Origin of the sequence: Winogradskya humida, assembly GCF_016862215.1 — a bacterium.
In the GTDB taxonomy this organism is placed as follows: Bacteria; Actinomycetota; Actinomycetes; order Mycobacteriales; family Micromonosporaceae; genus Actinoplanes; species Actinoplanes humidus.
Map to the genome: position 1 here is coordinate 54,083 of NZ_BOMN01000059.1, position 13,545 is coordinate 67,627.

Here is a 13,545-nt window from a genome sequence, read left to right on the forward strand (position 1 = left end):
GGGTGGTCGGGCCGTTTTGGGCACAGGGAAAGGGCGTCCCCACACCGGGACGCCCTTTGGTGCCTGTTCAGGGGGTTTTTAGTTAGAGTTGGACATCATGTCCGCGCCGCGCCAGGTGAACTCGGGATCGGCCGCATACTGGACCGCGATCTTCACCAGGTCTTCGGCGTAGCGGTTGGCGTGGTGTCCGCAGAACACCAGCTCGCCACCGCCAGCCAAGGTCAGACGGAGCTTCCCTGCTGCATTGCAGCGGTCGCACCGTTCATCGGCTGCTGTTCCGGCCACGCTTCCCGCCGGCGGCGTGAGAGTCGGGGTCATCGCCTTCCTCCTCTGGTCGTCACCGATGAACATGTTCCTCGGCTACCGTTCACCCATCGTGCAACACCCTTGGCCGTTGCAGCCTTCCCACAGTGCCCTGAGGCGACCCAAGTCACACGTGGTCGAGCTGAGCCCTGTCCCGTCGATCAGGCCGGGACACGGCTAGTCTGCCGTCCCTCAAGGGTGCCACGTCAACGATCACTTCTGCACAACGGTCTGATCACCACTCGATGATGTACGGGTAGTGACCAAAAGGGCACGTAATGTTGACGGGCTGGGCGGTTATCCAGTATTGATCAAGGTGTACGTGTCGAGTGCGAAACGACCCGCACACGCGGCCCTGGACACGACTGAGCCCCCGCACCGGCAGTCGCCGGCACGGGGGCTTCGGTGTCGCTGTGGGTCAGTCCAGGTAGTCGCGCAGGACCTGGGAGCGCGACGGGTGGCGCAGCTTGGACATCGTCTTGGACTCGATCTGGCGGATCCGCTCGCGGGTCACGCCGTAGACCTGGCCGATCTCGTCCAGGGTGCGGGGCTGGCCGTCGGTCAGGCCGAAGCGCAGCCGGACCACGCCCGCCTCGCGCTCGGAGAGCGTCTGGAGGACCTGCTGGAGCTGGTCCTGCAGGAGCGAGAACGAGACCGCGTCGACGGCCACGACCGCTTCGGAGTCCTCGATGAAGTCACCGAGCTGGCTGTCGCCCTCGTCGCCGATGGTCTGGTCGAGTGAGATGGGCTCCCGGGCGTACTGCTGGATCTCCAGCACCTTCTCGGGAGTGATGTCCATCTCCTTGGCCAGCTCCTCCGGGGTGGGCTCGCGGCCCAGATCCTGGAGCAGCTCACGCTGGATGCGACCGAGCTTGTTGATGACCTCGACCATGTGCACCGGGATGCGGATGGTGCGGGCCTGGTCGGCCATGGCGCGGGTGATGGCCTGGCGGATCCACCACGTGGCGTAGGTCGAGAACTTGTAGCCCTTGGTGTAGTCGAACTTCTCGACGGCACGGATCAGGCCCAGGTTGCCCTCCTGGATGAGGTCCAGGAACGCCATCCCGCGGCCGGTGTAGCGCTTGGCCAGCGAGACCACGAGGCGCAGGTTGGCCTCGAGCAGGTGGTTCTTGGCGCGCTCGCCGTCGCGGCCGATCCAGCGCAGGTCACGCTCGAAGTTGCGCTCGAGCTTCTCCTCGCCCTCCTCGACGGCGCGGAGGCGCTCAGCGGCGTAGAGGCCGGCCTCGATCCGCTTGGCGAGCTCGACCTCCTGCTCCGCGTTGAGCAGCGGGACCTTGCCGATCTGCTTGAGGTAGGCGCGGACCGAGTCGGCGGACGCGGTCAGCTCGGCGTCGCGACGCGCCTGCTTGAGGGCCTCGGACTCCTCGTCGTCCCACTCGAAGTCGCCGTCGGTCGCCGAGCTGGCGGCGTCGGTGGCGGCGGCCTGGACCATGGCGGCCGGCTCCTCCACGACGACATCCTCGATGCCGGCGGCGAGCTCCTCGGGATCGATCTCCTCGCCGTCGGCGGGGGCCTCGCCCGGCTTGGCGGCCTTGGCGGGGCCTGCCTTCTTCGCCGGGCCGGCGGTCTTCTTGGCGACCGCGGCCTTCTTGGCCGGGCCGGCGGCGGTGCCGTCGGCCGGCTTGGGCGCCGCGGGGGCGGCCTTCTTGGCGGCCGGGGCGCGGGTCGCCTTGGCGGTGGTGGCCTTCGAGGCGGGGGTCGCGGCGCGCGCGGCGGAGACCCGGCGGCGCGTGGTGCTCGCCGAGCCGTCGACGATGACCGTGACACCCGCGTCCACGAGGGCGCGCAGGATCTTCTTGGCCTGGGCCGGAGTCACCTCGGCGGCCTCGACCGTCTGCACGACCTGCGCCGACGTGACCTGCCCACCCGCACCCTGCGCGTGGGCGATCAGGGCCTCGGTGAGAGAGCGAACGTCGGCACCGGTCTGGTGGGCTTCTGTCACGAATGACCTTCCGGAGGGCGATGAAACACGGCCATGGGCCCAGCGCAGCACAGGGCTAAACAAGGCTGGCCGGTGTGGTGTGGGAGCCCCCGGAACGCGGACTGGCTTGCAGGCGGTCGTCCGTGAAGCGTGGGCAGGGGTGAATTGTAGCGCCGTCGAGCGAGATCCTCCCGCCGCAGCGCGCCGCGAGGGGTCGCCGACCTCCCTTCGGGCGCCGGTGCGAAAGAATGGTAACTGCTGAGAGGGTGGTGTGTAGTGGCTGAGAACCCCGGGGTACCAACACCGGATGAGCTGCTGGTGATCGCGGTGCGAACAGCGCGGGAGGCGGCTGCGACCGCCCGGCGGATGCGCGCTGAGGCGATCACCGATGTGCAGACGAAGAGCACTGATACCGATGTGGTCACGGCCGCGGACAAGGCTGTCGAGCGTCAGGTTGTCGAGGCGCTGCGGGTCGAGCGGCCCGGCGACGGCGTGCTCGGCGAGGAGTACGGCGACACCACCGCGACGGGCGCGGTCCGCTGGATCCTCGACCCGATCGACGGCACGGTGAACTACCTGTACGGCCTCCCGCAGTACGCCGTCTCGCTGGCCGCCGAGGTCGAGGGCACAGTGGTGGCCGGCGTGGTGCACAATGCGGCCACCGGCGAGGAGTGGACGGCGACGCTGGGCGGTGGTGCCTGGCGTGACGGCCGGCGGCTCGGCGGGTCGGCTCGCACCACGCTGGACCAGGCGCTGGTGGGCACGGGCTTCGGCTATGACGCGGCGCGCCGGGCACATCAGGGTGCGGTGCTGGCCGGGCTCATCACGCAGGTGCGCGACATCCGCCGGTTCGGTGCGGCCTCGCTCGACCTGTGCATGGCGGCGGAGGGCATGCTCGACGCGTACTACGAGAAGGGCCTGAACCCCTGGGACCACGCTGCGGGCGGCCTGGTTGCCACGGAGGCGGGCCTGACCGTGTCCGGACTGGATGGTGCTGCGGCGAGCTCGGAAATGCTCGTAGCGGCGCCGTCAGCCCTGTTCCCGGCGTTGCATGACGCCCTCAGCAAGCTGGACGCATCGGGCGGTCCGTAAAACGCCGTAAAACCCGCTAGACGACAATGCCCGCCGGTTGAAAAAATCGGCGGGCATTGTCACGCGGGAGCTCAGGAGTCCTTGTCGTCCTTCTTGGCCGGTGCCGCGCACGCGCCCGGCGGCAGGACCGGCTCACCGAGCTCGACGAGCGACTGGTTGACCTCGGTGGTCGTGGCGAGCTGCTGGAACTGGCTGCCGATCGCGATGTCGACGACCGTGCCCTTGCGCTTCGCGTCGTACTGCGTGTCGGCCTGGTTCAGGAAGTACGCCCGCAGCAGCCACGCCGAACCGACCGCCTCCGGCCCGTACGTCATGACCGCGACGCCGTCGACCTTCTTCTTCGCCTCGTCGGGCTTCTGGGTCTTGAACCGGCGGTTCTTGAACTCGTTGGTGACGTTGTCGGCGAGACCCGGCTGGTCGGTGCCGTTCAGGACCTTGACCGTGACGCCCTGGGGATCGTCGGGCAGGGTCACGTTGGCCATCACGGAGCCGTCGGGGCAGCCACCGGAGGCCACCGCTCCGCCCTGGGTGTCGCGCACCAGCGCGACTACGACGAAGACCACGGCGGCGACGGCCAGGACGCCGACCACCACGAGGGCTCGGACGCGCGCAAAGCTCATGGTGCAGGCACTCCCGGGATTCGTTCGAGGGACGCGGTCTCGGGTGAGGTTAGCGTGAGGCCGCCGGGTGCGCGGAAACAGGGAAAGACTCCGGCGCGCCGACGATGATCCACGGCCATGTGCCCCTACTTTGATGTCGCCTCAGTCACATCGGGAACAATTGGCTGCCACTGGGCGTACAACCCTCCCACGAGGGAGGTAACGTGCCGCGTCTGCCGGGGCAGTTTCACGAGGGGGTGGGGGCGCCTCGGCGGATGATCGTTCCTTGCTGATCGGGCTGGGGAGAAAAGTCCGTCGGAACGGGAACCGAAACGCCGTCGCGGGCGTTACTTACGCCAAGTGACACATCGATACAGGAGAGTGAAAACCGATGGCCACCGACTACGACGCTCCGCGTCGCGATGAGGTCGACCTCGGCGAGGACAGCCTCGAGGAACTCAAGGCCCGCCGCGCCGACTCGCAGTCGGGCGCAGTGGACGTCGACGAGGTAGAGGTGGCGGAGAGCTTCGAGCTCCCCGGCGCCGACCTGGCCGATGAAGAGCTCACCGTCAAGGTCCTGCCGATGCAGACCGATGAATTCCGCTGTGCTCGCTGTTTCCTCGTGCATCACCGCAGCCAGCTGGCCGCGGAACGCAACGGGGAACTGATCTGCCGAGAGTGTGCCTGACCGGCGCGTCTCGGCAATGTCCTACCCGGCCGTCGCCGACGGCCGGGCGTCGTGTCAACCCCTGAAAACCTCAGGCCAACCCTTGAGAAGTTCAGGGACACATGACGGGTGATGTTGTGTGCCCGCCCGCGAGGATGGGTATGTGACCCGCCAACGGCAGACGAACGGGGAGGTCGACCACCATGAGCCGCCCAGAAGAGAACTCGGTACCGACCGCAGAGCCGGGGCCAGAGCTCATCGAGGTCGACCCAGCTCCCCGTGCGGGGGGCACCGCACCAGGAACGGATCTGGTGCGAACCGACGAGAAGGTGGCTGTCGACGCTGAGATCGGCGCCACCGTGGCCGAGCTGACGGCTGACGATCTCGCCCCGGACAAGCGGCGCAGGCTCCTGGGCCGCCTCGTGGGTGACGTGCGCAAGCGTGGGCTCGGGCAGATGTTCCGCCCGAAGTCCGCGATCAAGTGGATGGCCGACGTGGTCTCCGACGTGGCTCCGCACGTGCCCGTGCGGGATCAGGCGACGCTGCGCCGGCACTTCAGCGGCCTCGACGACGACGATCTCGCCGAGCGGCTGGTCCGCAACGCCGCGCGGGCGACCGCCGGGGTGGGCGCGGCCGGCGGCGGTGTGGCCTCCCTCGAGTGGGTCGCCGCTCCGACCCTGCTCTCCGCGCCGGTGCTGCTGGCAGCGGAGACCGTCGCTGTGGTCGCCATCGAGCTCAAGCTGATCGGCGAGCTGCACGAGGTGTACGCGCAGCCGGTCGAGGGCTCCGGCGGGCAGAAGGCGATGTCGCTGGTGCAGGCCTGGTCCGGGCAGCGTGGGGTCAATCCTCTGGTGCCGGGTGTCGGCGTGGCCTCGGTGCTCGGCACGGCGGCCCGGCAGGAGCTGCAGAAGACACTTTTACGGCGTTTCGGGCGCAACCTGACCACGATGGGTCCGATGCTGACCGGTGCGGCCGTGGCGAGTTACCTGAACCGCCGGGCGACCCGCTCCCTCGGCGAGAAGCTGATCAAGGACCTCAGGAAGAAGCAGCAGCGCGCTTTGCGGTGACCAGGGCGGTGGCGAGCTCGACGGGGTGCCGCGTGCTGATGACCCAGAACGGGGTCGGGTCGGCGGGATCGTCGAGAACCACCTGTACCGCGCCACCGATCCACGGCCGCTGAATGACGAACGCGAGCGGGTGCGCGCCGACGCCCAGGACCTCGCGCTTTCCGTCCGCGTCCAGCGCCACCACCTCGGCGATGACGCCGATCGGCAGGCGCGCGTCGTCGACCTGGAGCTCGCCGGCGGTGACCGCGACGCGGATGCGACCGAGCCACCACGGGCCCAGCAGGGAGACCGGCAGGAGGATCGCGAAGGGGACCCAGGCGCGCAGCCCGTCGTACCCCATCCAGATCTCGGCCGCGAGCAGCCCGCCGACGCCCAGCGCGGTCGGCCACATCCACCACGGCGCGCGCAGCCGTTCGGCGTACCCGGCCGGGGCCGCCGTGCGTGTCGAAGGCTCGGGTGTCACGCTGGTGAGGGTACGGCGCGCCTCCGCCCCTGCCGACGGCAGGATGGCAGGGTGGGTGCCGCCCGATTCCGATCCGACGTGAGGAAATTCGTCTTGGAGATCCAGGTCCGCCTCCTCGACCCCGGCCTGCCCGTGCCCTCGTACGCGCACCCCGGCGACGCCGGCGCCGACCTGTATGCGGCCGAGTCCGTGCAGATCGCCCCCGGCGAGCGCGCGCCCGTCCGCACGGGCCTGGCGATCGCGATCCCGGAGGGGTTCGTGGGCCTCGTGCATCCCCGCTCGGGGCTGGCGGCCAAGCTGGGTGTGACCGTGCTGAACGCGCCCGGTACGGTCGACGCCGGTTACCGGGGAGAGATCCTCGTCGTGCTCATCAATCACGATCTCGCGAACACGGTCAAGATCTCCCGCGGCGATCGCATCGCCCAGCTGGTGTTCCAGCGGGTCGAGCGGGCCGTGTTCCACGTCGTCGATGAGCTGCCCGGCACCGAGCGCGGGGCCGGCGGGCACGGTTCCACGGGCGGTCACGCCGCCCTGACGTCTGAATAGTTCCGGAAGGTGGCAAGCAGATGTTCTCCCGCAAGCGCGGAGTCCCGCGGCACGTACGCCCGGACGACGCGCCCCGACCCGCGGCGCTCGTCCAGAGCATGGGCGGGCTGCCGCCGGCGCCTGATTTCGGGCCGTGGGACAGCCGGCAGGCACCCGAGGGGGTCCAGCGACTGGACCTCGGCAGCCTGCTGATCCCGGCGATCGACGGTGTCGAGGTGCGGGTGCAAGCGAACCCGGACGGCGGCGTCGAGCAGATCGTGCTCGTGCACGAAAACAGCGCACTGCAGCTGAACGTCTTCGCGGCGCCCCGCAGCGAGGGCATCTGGGACGAGGTGCGCGACGAGATCGCCGCCACGATCAAGACCGACGGGGTGCCGGCGCACGAGTTCGACGGCCCGTGGGGCGTGGAGCTGGCGGCCCGGGTCACCACCCCGGACGGCCCGGCGGATGTGCGGTTCGTGGGCGTGAACGGCCCGCGGTGGCTGCTGCGTGCGCTGTTCCAGGGCCCGGCTGCCGCCGACCCGAGGCACGAGGGTGTGCTGGGCGAGTGCTTGCGCGGTGTCGTGGTGGTCCGTGACGACGAGGCCCGCCCGGTCCGCGAGCCCCTCCCGTTGCGGCTGCCGCAGGAGATGGCGGCAGCTGCCGAGGAGGCCCACGCGGGTCACGACCACTCACACGAGGGTCACGACCACTCGCACGACGGCCATGATCACGGCCCGAACGGCCGGCACATCCACTGATCTGATCGAATTCGCGCCCGGGTGACGTCGATCACCCGGGCGTGCCGGGCGTACCGTGGATGCGCGGGCCCAACCGGCTGCGTATCCAGGCTTGCCGACGATGAGGTGTCACGGGCCATGACTACCGAAGAGCGCACCACCGAAGAGCGCAGTCACGGGCTGCGCCGGTTCTTCGAACGGCTGACCGCCTCCGAGGAGGAGCTGGACGCCGAGGAGCTGCAGCGCGACAGCCGCAAGTGCGGGGCGGTTCCGGCCACCCAGTGCCACCGCGGCCAGGTCGTCTCGGTCTCGGGGCGGCTGCGGACCGTGGCATACACTCCCCGGACCAACCTGCCGACGCTGGAGGCGGACCTCTACGACGGCAGCGACGTGGTCACACTGGTCTTCCTGGGCCGGCGTTCGATCGTCGGCATCGAGCCGGGCCGCCAGCTCACCGCGCGGGGCCGGATCGCGATCCGGGACGAACGCAAGGTCATCTACAACCCGTACTACGAGCTGGAGGCGCCCCGGTGACACCCGGCCATGAACCCCAACACGCGGCTGCTGAGACGGCCGGCGAGCGGGTAGCCGCGGAAGTTGTCGAGGAAGTTGTCGAGGAGCTCGACCTGCACCCGGTGACGGAACACCCGGCGAAGGGGCCGGAGAAGGTCGACGACGAGCTGCCCTCGATGAGCGAGCAGATCTCCGAGCAGCTGGGCGGGGTGCGCGGGCTCATCGAGTCGAGCGTGCCGGTGCTGGCGTTCGTGCTGCTCAACGTGCTGCTGGGCGACATCGGGCTCGGACTGGAGAAGAAGACCGCGCTCTACTGGGCGATCGGCGGCAGCGTCGGCTCGGCGCTGGCCATCGGCGCGTACAGGCTCAGCCGCAAACAGCCGGTCCGGCACGCGGTCAACGGCATCTTCGGCATCGCGGTCGGCGCCTATCTCGCCTACCGCACTGGCGACGCCAAGAATTTCTACCTGCCGGGCATTCTGCTAACCCTCGGCCAGGTGGTCCTGCTGATCGGCTCGGTCGTGGTCCGCAGACCGATCATCGGGTACGTCTGGGGCGTCCTCGCCAACGGCGGCAAGCACGACTGGTTCCACAACAGCCGGCTGTTCCGTACGTTCCAGTGGCTGACCCTGGTCTGGGCGGTCTCGCTGTTCGTCCGCGCGGGCGTCCAGGGCTGGCTCTACCTCGCCGACGAGGCCAACGCGATCGGCATCGTCCGCATCCTGATCAGCTGGCCCATCTACGCTGCCACCTTCGCCTACACCGCCTGGGCCGTCCACCGCGTGACGGCAGCCCAGGCCCTCGAGGCCGCTCCCGAGAAGGCGTGACGCTCAGCCGAGGTCCGCGGCCTTGCCCAGAACGACTGCCCTGACCTCGTCCTCCACCTCCGCGGTGCAGATGAAGATGAGTTCGTCGGCGGCTTCGAGCGGGTCGTCCGGGGTGGGGACCAGGACCCGCTTGCCGCGCAGGATGGCGACCAGGGCGGAGTCGTGGGGCAGCGGGACCGAGCGGACCGGCTCGCCGACATAGGGCGCGTCGGACGGCAGGGTGATTTCGACAAGGTTGGCCTGACCCTGGCGGAACGTCATCAGCCGGACCAGGTCGCCGACCGTGACGGCCTCCTCGACCAGCGCGGCCATCAGGCGGGGCTTGCTGACCGCGACGTCGACGCCCCACTGCTCGGTGAAGAGCCATTCGTTCTCGGCGCGGTTGACGCGGGCGACGACCCGGTTGACCGCGAACTCGGTCTTCGCCAGCAGCGAGCAGACCAGGTTGGCCTTGTCGTCGCCGGTGGCGGCGATGACCACGTCGCAGCCCGCCACGTCGGCCTCCTCGAGGCTGCTGACCTCGCAGGCGTCGGCGAGGATCCATTCGGCCTCGGGGACGCGCTCCGGGCGCAGCTGGGCGGGGGCGCGCTCGATGAGCATGACCTGGTGGCCGTTGCCGATGAGCTCCTGGGCGATGGACCGGCCCACGTTGCCGGCGCCCGCGATGGCGATCCGCATGGTCAGTGACCTCCGAGCCCGGCGCTGCCGGCGGCCGCCAGCACACCCTCGACGATGTCGTCGGTGACCACGAAGAAGACCTGGTCACCGTCCTGCAGCACGGTATTCGGGGTGGCGAGCGAGCCGATGCCGAAGCGTACGAGGTAGGCGACCCGGGCGCCGGTGCTGTCCTCCAGCGACCTGACGGTCTGGCCGACCCAGTCGCGGTGCAGCGGGGCCTCGACGATCGAGACGGCGCTGGTCGGGTCGCGGAAGACCTCGACCGTGCCCTCCGGGATCAGGTGGCGCACCATCCGGTCGGCGGCCCAGCGGATCGTCGCCACGGTGGGGATGCCGAGCCGCTCGTAGACCTGGGCACGGCGGGCGTCGTAGATGCGGGCCACCACGCGGGCCACGCCGAAATTCTCCCGGGCCAGCCGTGCGGAGATGATGTTGGAGTTGTCGCCGCTGGACACCGCGGCGAAGGCGTCGGCGCGTTCGATGCCGGCCTCGCGCAGCACGTCGCGGTCGAAGCCGATGCCGGTGATCGTCGTGCCACCGAATTCAGCGCCGAGCCGGCGGAAGGCGTCGGCGTTGCGGTCGATGATCGCGACCGAGTGGCCGCGAGCGTCGAGCTTGTGCGCGAGCGTCGAGCCGAGCCGCCCGCAGCCCATGATCACCACGTGCACTTTTACGCGCCTCTCCGAAACGGGGCTGACACGCAGAGCGTGCCATGCCCGTGCGACCGCCGCTGGCCGGGGCGCCCGGCGGCGTGGCGCGGGCAGCCGTACGCTTTGGCCTTGTGGCGAGTTCGACGTCCTTAGCCAAGCGGCTGTTACTCGGCCGGCCCTTCCGCTCCGACAAGCTGGCGCACACGCTGCTGCCGAAGCGGATCGCGCTGCCCGTGTTCGCCTCCGACGCGCTGTCGAGCGTGGCCTACGCCCCCGACGAGATCCTCCTGACCCTCTCGATCGCCGGTGCGACGGCGTTCACGATCTCGCCGTGGATCACGCTGGCGGTCGCCGTCGTGATGGTGACGGTGGTCGCGAGCTACCGGCAGAACGTGCACGCCTATCCGTCCGGCGGCGGCGACTACGAGGTGGCGACGGTCAACCTCGGGCCGCGGTTCGGGGTGGCGGTGGCCAGCGCGCTGCTGGTCGACTACATCCTGACCGTGGCGGTGTCGGTCAGCGCCGGGGTCAGCAACCTCGGGTCCGTGGTGCCGTTCGTCGCCGAGCACAAGATCGGCATCGCGATCGCCGCGGTCGCCATCCTAACCGCGCTCAACCTGCGGGGGCTGCGGGAGTCGGGCACGGCGTTCGCCATTCCGACGTACGCGTTCATCATCGTCATCGTCGGCATGATCGTTACCGGCCTGGTCCGGGTCTTCGTGCTCGGCCAGGACCTCCGCGCGCCCAGCGCCGGGCTGGTGATCAGCGCCGAGGAACACCATCTGACCAGCTTCGCGTTCGTCTTCCTGATGCTGCGCACGTTCTCGTCCGGCTGCGCGGCGCTGACCGGTGTGGAGGCCATCTCCAACGGCGTGCCCGCGTTCAAGCCGCCGAAGAGCAAGAACGCCGCCACCACGCTGCTGCTGCTCGGCAGTCTCGCGATCACCATGCTGGTCGGCATGGTGCTGCTGGCCCGGGTCACGCACCTGCAGTTCGTCGAGGACGCGTCGCAGATCATCGGCGGGCCGCCCGACTACGTGCAGAAGACGGTCACCGCGCAGCTCGGTGAGACGGTCTTCGGCCAGGGCTCGGCGCTTGTCTACCTGGTCGGTGCGGTCACCGCCCTGATCCTCTTCCTGGCCGCGAACACCGCGTTCAACGGCTTCCCGGTGCTCGGCTCGATCCTCGCCCAGGACCGCTACCTGCCGCGCCAGCTGCACACCCGCGGCGACCGGCTGGCGTTCAGCAACGGCATCCTGTTCCTCGCCGTGGCCGCGATCGTGCTGATCGTCGCGTTCGACGCCCAGGTCACCCGGCTGATCCAGCTCTACATCGTCGGCGTCTTCGTCTCCTTCACGCTGTCGCAGGCCGGCATGATCCGGCACTGGAACAGGCTCCTGCGCACCCAGCGAGATCCGCTCAAACGCCGGCAGATGTACCGCTCGCGCACGATCAACACGGTCGGTATGGCGCTGACGGGTGCGGTGCTGGTCGTCGTACTCATCACGAAGTTCCTGCTCGGTGCCTGGATCGCGATCGCCGCGATGATCTTCATCTACCTGCTCATGCTGGGCATCCGTAAGCACTACACACGGGTCGCCGAGGAGCTGGAGCCCACCGAGGAACGGTTCGTGCTGCCGTCGCGCAACCACGCGGTGGTGCTCGTCAGCAAGGTCCACCAGCCGACGCTGCGGGCGCTCGCGTATGCGCAGGCCACCCGCCCGGACTCGCTCACCGCCGTCACGGTCAACGTGGACGACAAGGACACCCGCAAGATCCAGGCGGAATGGGAGCGCCGGCAGATCCCGGTGCAGCTCACCGTCGTCGACTCGCCCTACCGCGAGATCTCCCGCCCGATCATCGACTTCGTGAAGGGCGTGCGCCGCGGCTCACCCCGCGACGTGGTGACGGTCTTCGTCCCCGAGTACGTCGTCGGCCGCTGGTGGGAGAACCTCCTGCACAACCAGAGCGCGCTGCGGATCAAGGCCCGGTTGCTCTTCGAGCCCGGCGTCATGGTCACCAGCGTCCCGTGGCAGCTGCGCTCCAGCCAGGACCGCGACCTCGACCGTTACGACCGCGGCCTGAGCTCGGCACCCCGCCGGGGCCCCCGCACCCGTCTGCCCGCACCCGCCACCACCACCGCCACGCCCGATCCGGCCGCGGAACCCGAGGAGTCCCCCAAGTGACCGTAGAGACCGTGGAACTCGTCGAGGGCGACCTGGTGGAGCTGACCGTGGGCGCGCCCGCCCACGGCGGTCACTGTGTCGCCCGGCTCGGTGGCGAGCACGGCCGGGTCGTCTTCGTGCGGCACGCCCTGCCCGGTGAGAAGGTCACGGCCGAGATCACCGAGCTGCACAAGAGTTGGGTACGAGCCGACGCGATCACCGTCCACGAGGCCTCCGCCGACCGGGTCGAGCCGCCCTGCCCGTGGTCCGGTCCCGGCAAGTGCGGCGGCTGCGACCTGCAGCACGTCGCCCCGGCCGCGCAGCTCGACTGGAAGACCGAGGTGGTGCACAACCTGCTCACCCGGATGGCCGGTCTGAGCGAGATCCAGATCAAAGATTTGGGTGTACGCGTGGAGCCGCTGCCCGGTGGCCCACTCGGCTGGCGCTCCCGCGTGCGGTACGCAGTCGACGCCGCCGACCGCCCCGGCCTGCTCAAACACCGCTCGCACGAGGTCGTGCCGGTGGACCGCTGCCGGATCGCCCACCCCGGCATCCAGGCCCTCGACATCACCACGCGTACGTGGCCGGAGGCGTCCTCGATCGAGACCGTCGCCTCCACCGGTGGCGACGTGGTGGTCATCCCGCGAGCGACCGTCGGCAGCGCCGGTGACCTGCTCGACGAGGTGAACAGCGCACCCGAGGCGGGTTCCGTCGAGGTGCGTGAGCTGGCCGCCGGGCGGGAATGGCACGTGCCCGCCGACGGCTTCTGGCAGATCCATCCGTCCGCCGCCGACACGCTCGTCGGTGCCGTGCTGGAGCTGCTCGACCCGCAGCCGGGGGAGACGTCCTGGGACCTCTACGGCGGGGCGGGGCTGTTCGCCGCCGCGCTCAACGGCCGTACCGGTGCCCGCACCACGGTCGTGGAATCGTCCCCGATCGGCGTCGTCGCCGCCCGGCGCAACCTGGCCGACCTGGTCGGCACGGAGGTCATCGCGGCGAAGGTCGAGGTCGCCCTCGCCCGCCGCCGCCCCGCCGGTCCGGTCGACCTGATCGTGCTCGACCCGCCGCGCACGGGTGCCGGCGCCAAGGTCGTGCGCGCGATGGTGGACGCCTCGCCGCGTGCGATCGCGTATGTGGCGTGCGATCCGGCGGCGCTGGCCCGGGATCTCAAGACGTTCGCGGGGCTGGGGTGGAAGGTCGCGCAGCTGCGGGCGTACGACTGCTTCCCCATGACCCAGCACGTCGAATGCGTGGCGCTGGTGGTGCCGCAGTGACCGGCGGGATGTGTGCAGGTTTTGTGGAGGACCCCGGTAT

15 protein-coding genes are annotated in these 13,545 nt (G+C 69.9%); 9 read left to right on the forward strand and 6 right to left on the reverse strand.

Annotated features, from left to right (window positions below):
• Window positions 1-78: 78 nt before the first annotated feature.
• A complete protein-coding gene (locus tag Ahu01nite_RS23670) occupies window positions 79-318 on the reverse strand; it encodes a DUF7455 domain-containing protein (protein WP_026205883.1) in 240 nt (79 codons plus the stop codon).
• Window positions 319-721: 403 nt separating this feature from the next.
• Window positions 722-2,266 (reverse strand): RNA polymerase sigma factor, encoded by a 1,545-nt coding sequence (locus Ahu01nite_RS23675; protein WP_203838789.1) that lies wholly within the window; start codon window positions 2,264-2,266, stop codon window positions 722-724.
• 255 nt (window positions 2,267-2,521) lie between these two features.
• Between Ahu01nite_RS23675 and Ahu01nite_RS23680 the strand changes: the two genes are divergently transcribed.
• Window positions 2,522-3,337, forward strand: coding sequence for an inositol monophosphatase family protein (locus tag Ahu01nite_RS23680; protein ID WP_203838790.1), 816 nt, complete (start codon window positions 2,522-2,524; stop codon window positions 3,335-3,337).
• A 71-nt stretch (window positions 3,338-3,408) separates the two neighbouring features.
• Here the strand turns inward: Ahu01nite_RS23680 and Ahu01nite_RS23685 are convergent, their stop codons facing one another.
• Window positions 3,409-3,957, reverse strand: a complete 549-nt coding sequence (locus tag Ahu01nite_RS23685) for a LytR C-terminal domain-containing protein (protein WP_203838791.1) — start codon at window positions 3,955-3,957, stop codon at window positions 3,409-3,411.
• A 370-nt stretch (window positions 3,958-4,327) separates the two neighbouring features.
• On the opposite strand from Ahu01nite_RS23685, the gene Ahu01nite_RS23690 reads away from it, so the two are divergent.
• Both Ahu01nite_RS23690 and Ahu01nite_RS23695 read left to right on the forward strand, forming a co-directional pair.
• On the forward strand, window positions 4,328-4,624 hold the full coding sequence (locus tag Ahu01nite_RS23690) for a DUF4193 domain-containing protein (RefSeq protein WP_015624762.1): 297 nt from the start codon (window positions 4,328-4,330) through the stop codon (window positions 4,622-4,624).
• A 182-nt stretch (window positions 4,625-4,806) separates the two neighbouring features.
• Complete coding sequence (locus Ahu01nite_RS23695) at window positions 4,807-5,670, forward strand: hypothetical protein (RefSeq protein WP_438874816.1); 864 nt, start codon at window positions 4,807-4,809, stop codon at window positions 5,668-5,670.
• On the opposite strand, the gene Ahu01nite_RS23700 is transcribed toward Ahu01nite_RS23695, so the two are convergent.
• Window positions 5,639-6,133: a DUF3093 domain-containing protein gene (locus Ahu01nite_RS23700; protein ID WP_203838792.1), complete on the reverse strand. Its 495-nt coding sequence runs from the start codon at window positions 6,131-6,133 to the stop codon at window positions 5,639-5,641. The genes Ahu01nite_RS23695 and Ahu01nite_RS23700 overlap by 32 nt on opposite strands.
• A gap of 78 nt (window positions 6,134-6,211) precedes the next feature.
• Between Ahu01nite_RS23700 and dut the strand changes: the two genes are divergently transcribed.
• The 4 genes from dut to Ahu01nite_RS23720 all read left to right on the forward strand — a co-directional run bounded on the left by dut (window position 6,212) and on the right by Ahu01nite_RS23720 (window position 8,738).
• Window positions 6,212-6,679: a dUTP diphosphatase gene (gene dut, locus Ahu01nite_RS23705; protein WP_239159077.1), complete on the forward strand. Its 468-nt coding sequence runs from the start codon at window positions 6,212-6,214 to the stop codon at window positions 6,677-6,679.
• Between the two features lie 20 nt (window positions 6,680-6,699).
• Window positions 6,700-7,419 carry a DUF3710 domain-containing protein gene (locus tag Ahu01nite_RS23710; RefSeq protein WP_203838793.1) on the forward strand — a complete coding sequence of 240 codons (720 nt, stop codon included), beginning with the start codon at window positions 6,700-6,702 and terminating at the stop codon, window positions 7,417-7,419.
• A 117-nt stretch (window positions 7,420-7,536) separates the two neighbouring features.
• The gene (locus tag Ahu01nite_RS23715; RefSeq protein ID WP_203838794.1) at window positions 7,537-7,932 is read left to right on the forward strand and encodes an OB-fold nucleic acid binding domain-containing protein; all 396 of its coding nucleotides are present in this window, start codon (window positions 7,537-7,539) and stop codon (window positions 7,930-7,932) included.
• Window positions 7,929-8,738 carry a DUF3159 domain-containing protein gene (locus tag Ahu01nite_RS23720; RefSeq protein WP_203838795.1) on the forward strand — a complete coding sequence of 270 codons (810 nt, stop codon included), beginning with the start codon at window positions 7,929-7,931 and terminating at the stop codon, window positions 8,736-8,738. The genes Ahu01nite_RS23715 and Ahu01nite_RS23720 overlap by 4 nt, the downstream gene beginning before the upstream one ends.
• A 3-nt stretch (window positions 8,739-8,741) precedes the next feature.
• Here the strand turns inward: Ahu01nite_RS23720 and Ahu01nite_RS23725 are convergent, their stop codons facing one another.
• Together Ahu01nite_RS23725 and Ahu01nite_RS23730 are read right to left on the reverse strand one after the other, a co-directional pair.
• The gene (locus Ahu01nite_RS23725; RefSeq protein WP_203838824.1) at window positions 8,742-9,422 is read right to left on the reverse strand and encodes a potassium channel family protein; all 681 of its coding nucleotides are present in this window, start codon (window positions 9,420-9,422) and stop codon (window positions 8,742-8,744) included.
• On the reverse strand, window positions 9,419-10,084 hold the full coding sequence (locus Ahu01nite_RS23730; RefSeq protein WP_203838796.1) for a potassium channel family protein: 666 nt from the start codon (window positions 10,082-10,084) through the stop codon (window positions 9,419-9,421). The genes Ahu01nite_RS23725 and Ahu01nite_RS23730 overlap by 4 nt, the downstream gene beginning before the upstream one ends.
• A 113-nt stretch (window positions 10,085-10,197) precedes the next feature.
• On the opposite strand from Ahu01nite_RS23730, the gene Ahu01nite_RS23735 reads away from it, so the two are divergent.
• Together Ahu01nite_RS23735 and Ahu01nite_RS23740 are read left to right on the forward strand one after the other, a co-directional pair.
• On the forward strand, window positions 10,198-12,252 hold the full coding sequence (locus Ahu01nite_RS23735) for an APC family permease (RefSeq protein WP_239159078.1): 2,055 nt from the start codon (window positions 10,198-10,200) through the stop codon (window positions 12,250-12,252).
• Window positions 12,249-13,505: a class I SAM-dependent RNA methyltransferase gene (locus Ahu01nite_RS23740; protein WP_203838798.1), complete on the forward strand. Its 1,257-nt coding sequence runs from the start codon at window positions 12,249-12,251 to the stop codon at window positions 13,503-13,505. Before Ahu01nite_RS23735 ends, Ahu01nite_RS23740 begins: the two co-directional genes overlap by 4 nt.
• The last annotated feature ends 40 nt before the right edge of the window (window positions 13,506-13,545 follow it).

What these genes read in the sequence shown, in the direction of transcription:
- Ahu01nite_RS23670 (WP_026205883.1), bottom strand. Translation starts at nt 318, where the DNA reads ATGACCCCGACTCTCACGCCGCCGGCGGGAAGCGTGGCCGGAACAGCA.
- Ahu01nite_RS23685 (WP_203838791.1), bottom strand. Translation starts at nt 3,957, where the DNA reads ATGAGCTTTGCGCGCGTCCGAGCCCTCGTGGTGGTCGGCGTCCTGGCC.
- Ahu01nite_RS23690 (WP_015624762.1), top strand. Translation starts at nt 4,328, where the DNA reads ATGGCCACCGACTACGACGCTCCGCGTCGCGATGAGGTCGACCTCGGC.
- Ahu01nite_RS23695 (WP_438874816.1), top strand. Translation starts at nt 4,807, where the DNA reads ATGAGCCGCCCAGAAGAGAACTCGGTACCGACCGCAGAGCCGGGGCCA.
- Ahu01nite_RS23710 (WP_203838793.1), top strand. Translation starts at nt 6,700, where the DNA reads ATGTTCTCCCGCAAGCGCGGAGTCCCGCGGCACGTACGCCCGGACGAC.
- Ahu01nite_RS23715 (WP_203838794.1), top strand. Translation starts at nt 7,537, where the DNA reads ATGACTACCGAAGAGCGCACCACCGAAGAGCGCAGTCACGGGCTGCGC.